At 61.5% G+C, this 4,219-nt stretch carries 3 protein-coding genes and 1 pseudogene; 1 reads left to right on the top strand and 3 read right to left on the bottom strand.

Annotation, left to right across the window (positions count from 1 at the left end):
• Positions 1-120, top strand: a pseudogene (locus ACXRVY_RS18775) (NIPSNAP family protein); the annotation flags it as partial.
• 13 nt (positions 121-133) lie between these two features.
• Here ACXRVY_RS18775 and ACXRVY_RS18770 read toward each other — a convergent pair.
• From ACXRVY_RS18770 to ACXRVY_RS18760, 3 genes are all read right to left on the bottom strand, one after another.
• Positions 134-592, bottom strand: a complete 459-nt coding sequence (locus ACXRVY_RS18770) for a GNAT family N-acetyltransferase (protein ID WP_223463638.1) — start codon at positions 590-592, stop codon at positions 134-136.
• 198 nt (positions 593-790) lie between these two features.
• Positions 791-2,479, bottom strand: a complete 1,689-nt coding sequence (betA, locus tag ACXRVY_RS18765) for a choline dehydrogenase (protein WP_223463663.1) — start codon at positions 2,477-2,479, stop codon at positions 791-793.
• A 17-nt stretch (positions 2,480-2,496) separates the two neighbouring features.
• Complete coding sequence (locus tag ACXRVY_RS18760) at positions 2,497-4,071, bottom strand: purine-cytosine permease family protein (protein WP_223463637.1); 1,575 nt, start codon at positions 4,069-4,071, stop codon at positions 2,497-2,499.
• Positions 4,072-4,219: the final 148 nt, after the last annotated feature.

Below are 4,219 nucleotides of genomic sequence, written 5' to 3'. Positions count from 1 at the left end.
GAACATTACCGGCAGCAGTCGATGAACGATCCAGAGTGCATCGCGGCGTTCAAGTACGCCGAAGAGAAGAAATTCATCCTCAGCTACGAGCGTTCGTTCATGCGGCCGGTGTTTGGCTGACTGGATCGCTGAGTCAGTCTTTTTTCAGATCCAGGCAGTAGGTGTAGTAACCGGGGTCGCGCACCCAGCCCTGGGATTCATACAGGCGCTGGGCGGTGAGGTTGTCGGTGGCGGTTTCCAGGGTCATGCCTTTGCCGCCGGCCAGCTTCGCAAAATCCCGGGCGGTGTTCATCAGCAATGTGCCGACGCCTTTGCCCCGGGCAGCGGGCGTGGTGAACAGATCACCGAGCAGCCAGGTGCGGTGGGCGTCGATCGAGGAAAAGGTCGGGAACAACTGGACGAAGCCGAGGTTTTCACCGTCGCTGTCCCGGGCGAGAAAAATCACCGACTCATCCCGGGCGATGCGCTCGGCGATGAAGGCGCGCGATTGCGAAAGGTTCGACGGCTGCTTGTAGAACATCCGGTAGGCGTCAAACAAAGGGGTGATCTGGTCGATGTGCGATGCGTCGGCGCGCAGGGCCTGAATAGCCATGAGGGTGCTCCATTACGGTCTCAAGGAATTACAGACTAGCAATGGCAGCTGAACAGCGACGTAAAATTTTATGGGGCACCGCTGCCCCCCTGTAGGAGTGAGCCTGCTCGCGATAGCGGTCTGTCAGTCAACATCGCTATTGAATCTGATGGCCTCATCGCGAGCAGGCTCGCTCCTACATTGGATTGCGGGTTGCGGTCAGACCCGCACGTTACGACCTGGCAGCGAAGTACGCTGGCTGCTCTCCCAGCCCTCGACCAGCCCCACTGGCACATCCGACGCCGGCAGCATCTTCACGCCACGCACCAGATCGGACGCCCGTTCAGCGAGCATGATGGTCGGCGCATTGAGGTTGCCGTTCGGCTCGGTCGGGAACACCGACGAATCGATCACCCGCAGCCCGGCGATACCGCGCACGCGCAATTCGGAATCGACCACCGCCATGTCGTCCTCGCCCATGCGGCACGAACCGCACGGATGGTAGGTGCTTTCCAGGTTGTCACGCACGAAGGCGTCGAGGTCTTCATCGCTGGTCACCTGCGCACCCGGGGCGATTTCGCCATCGCGGAAGCGGTCCATGGCTTTCTGGCCGATGATCTCGCGGGTCAGGCGAATGCAGCGGCGGAAGCCTTCGCGGTCCTCTTCCCGCTCCAGATAGTTGAAGCGGATTTCCGGATGCTCGTACGGATCGGCCGAACGCACCCGCACATAGCCACGGCTTTTGGGTTTGTTCGGGCCGGTCAGCACCATGAAGCCGTGGCCCTTGATCGGCTTGTTGCCGTCGTAGCGCATCGCTGCCGGCAGGAAGTGGAACTGGATGTCCGGCCAGCGCAGGCCCTTCTCGGAGCGGATGAAACCACCGGCCTCGAAGTGGTTGGTGGCGCCCAGGCCGTCCTTGAACAGCAGCCAGCGCAGACCGATCATCAGCTTGCTCAGCGGGTCCATCTTGTTGTTGAGGGTCACCGGTTCCTTGCAGCCGAACTGGATGTACACCTCGGCGTGATCCTGCAGGTTCTCCCCTACGCCCGGCAAGTCATGGCGCACACCGATCCCGGCCTTGCGCAGCACGTCCGCCGGGCCGATGCCCGAGCGTTGCAGCAGGTGCGGCGAGCCGATCGGCCCGGACGAGATCAGCACTTCGCGGTTGCAATACACCTGGTGGGTCTGGCCACCGTGGTCATACATGACCCCCACCGCCCGCTTGCCTTCGAGGATGATCTGGCGGGTCATCGCATGGGTGATCACCGTCAGGTTCGGACGGCCCATGGCCGGGCGCAGATAGGCGTTGGCCGTGGAGCAGCGCACGCCGTTCTTCACGGTCATGTGCATGGCGCCGAAACCTTCCTGCATGTAGCCGTTGCAGTCTTCGGTCTTGATGTAGCCCGCCTCCGCACCGGCTTCGACCCAGGCACCGTACAGCGGGTTTTTCATGTGGTTACCGTTGGTGGTATGCAGCGGCCCGGTCTGCCCGCGATAGCTGTCGCCGCCCGACTCGTAGCTCTCGGCACGCTTGAAGTACGGCAGGCAGTTGCGATAGCCCCAGCCTTCGGCACCCAGGGATTCCCACTCGTCAAAGTCCAGCGCGTGACCACGGATGTACACCAGGCCGTTGATCGACGACGAGCCGCCCAGCACCTTGCCCCGTGGGCAGTGAATGCGTCGGCCGTTGAGGTGGGTCTCCGGCTCGGTTTCGTAGCGCCAGTTGTACTTCTTGGTGTTCATCGGGATCGAGAATGCGCTCGGCATCTGGATCACTACGCTCTTGTCACTGCCGCCGAATTCCAGGACCAGCACCGAGGTGGCCGGGTCTTCGCTCAGGCGGTTGGCCAACACACAACCCGCCGAGCCTGCGCCAATGATGATGTAGTCGTATTTTTGCGTAGACATTTTTTGCGTGGTCATAGTTATCTCCCGACCGTCGATTCAGTGAATACCCGCGGTGGCTGCTGTTTGTGGGTCAGCGTGTCGCCGGTGGTGTATTGCGGGGAGTTTTTCTCAATCTGCTGGATCACCGCTTCTTCACGTTTCAGATCGATCGAGCGGCTCAGCCAGTAGTACGCCAGGCCCGACACGATCAGCCCGACCAGCCAGGCGATGTCGATGCTGCCCAGCGCCTTGGCGAGCGGGCCGACATAAACCTCGCGTTGTTCAACGCCGTCGAAGATGTAGAAGAACGGGATCATCGAGATAAAACCGATGGCGTAGGCGGCGATACCGCGCAGTCCCCAGCTGCCGTAGATGTTGCCGTGGGGCATGAAGAAGTGCGGGATGGCGTAGCGGCCCTTGCGCACGAAGAAGTAGTCGGTGAGGTTGACCGAAGTCCAGGGCACCAGGAAGTACAGCATCACCACCAGGTAGATCCCCAGCACCGACAGGCCTTTGCCGGAACTCTGGATGCTCAGGGCCACGCCCAGTTGCAGCAGGATCACGAAGCCGATGGCCAGGATGCGTGCCTTGCGTGTTGGCTCAATGTGCTTGATCGAATCGACGCAGGTCAGCGTGGTCAGCTTGGCGCTGTAGATGTTCATCGCGATCACCGGCAGGAACGCCAGAATGGTGACCACCACCACCGCCGTGCCCACCAGCGGCGACACGGTGTTGCCGACTTGCCCCAGGGCCACCAGCACGTCAGTGGAGTGCAGGTGATCGGCCAGCCAGCCGCCGACGGAGATCATCCACGCACCGGACAGCGACGCCCCGAGGAACACCACGGCGATCAGCTTGCCGCTGGAGGTGTTTTTCGGCAGGTAGCGCGAATAGTCCGACACATAAGGCGCATAGGCGATGTTGTAGCTGGCGGCCGCCGCAAACTGCGCGATGAAACCGGTCCAGTTGAAACCCAGCGGCTCCCGGGCCACTTCACCCTCCGCGAGTGCCGGCAGCACTGCATCCGGCACCCAGCCCATCACCACCGCCACGGTCACCAGGCCATACAGCGGCAGCGACAGATACAGCGCCCATTTGAAGCTGCGGTGCATCCAGTCATGGCCGAGGATCGCCAGCACCGCCGCCGGTATGGTTACCGCCACCGCGATCACCGCGGGGTTGAACCCGAATAGCGTGTGCAGCCCCTGCATCATCAGCACCAGGTTGACGATGTTGAAGCCGGCGAACACGAACAGCGTTGCGAGCAGTACCAAAATCACCCCGCGATAGCCAAACTGCGCGCGGGACTGGATCATCTGCGGCAAGCCAAGGTGCGGGCCCTGGGAGCCGTGAAACGCCATGAACAGCGTGCCGAACATGATACCCAGCGTGCCGGCCAGCGTGGTCCAGAGCGCGGTCAGGCCGACGCTCGGGCCAACGAAGCCGATGGTCATGGTGAAGAAAGTGAAGTTGCCGAGAAACCAGAACGGGCCCTGGCTCGACAGTTTGTCGGTGCGCTCGTTCTCGGGGATGAAGTCAATCGAATGCCCCTCGACGACGGATTTTTCGTCGAGGCTGGACACGCTCGTGGCGGACTTGGCGTTAGTGTTCATGATGGACTCTTATTGTTGGAAGATCATGACGAGATAACCGCGTTCTTTCGGGCCACAGGTTCAGTGTTGCCCGTGCCTACCTGGCGTTGTTGCAGATGCCTTATTGGAACGAATCAAAACGCAAAACCTGTAGGAGCGAGCCTGCTCG

It is taken from the genome of Pseudomonas sp. P5_A2_2, assembly GCF_054177685.1.
This window is presented reverse-complemented; position numbering and strand designations above follow the sequence as displayed.

Bases quoted from the DNA above. Each gene is read 5' to 3' on its own strand.
- ACXRVY_RS18770 (WP_223463638.1), bottom strand. From the start codon at position 592: ATGGCTATTCAGGCCCTGCGCGCCGACGCATCGCACATCGACCAGATC.
- betA (WP_223463663.1), bottom strand. From the start codon at position 2,479: ATGTCTACGCAAAAATACGACTACATCATCATTGGCGCAGGCTCGGCG.
- ACXRVY_RS18760 (WP_223463637.1), bottom strand. From the start codon at position 4,071: ATGAACACTAACGCCAAGTCCGCCACGAGCGTGTCCAGCCTCGACGAA.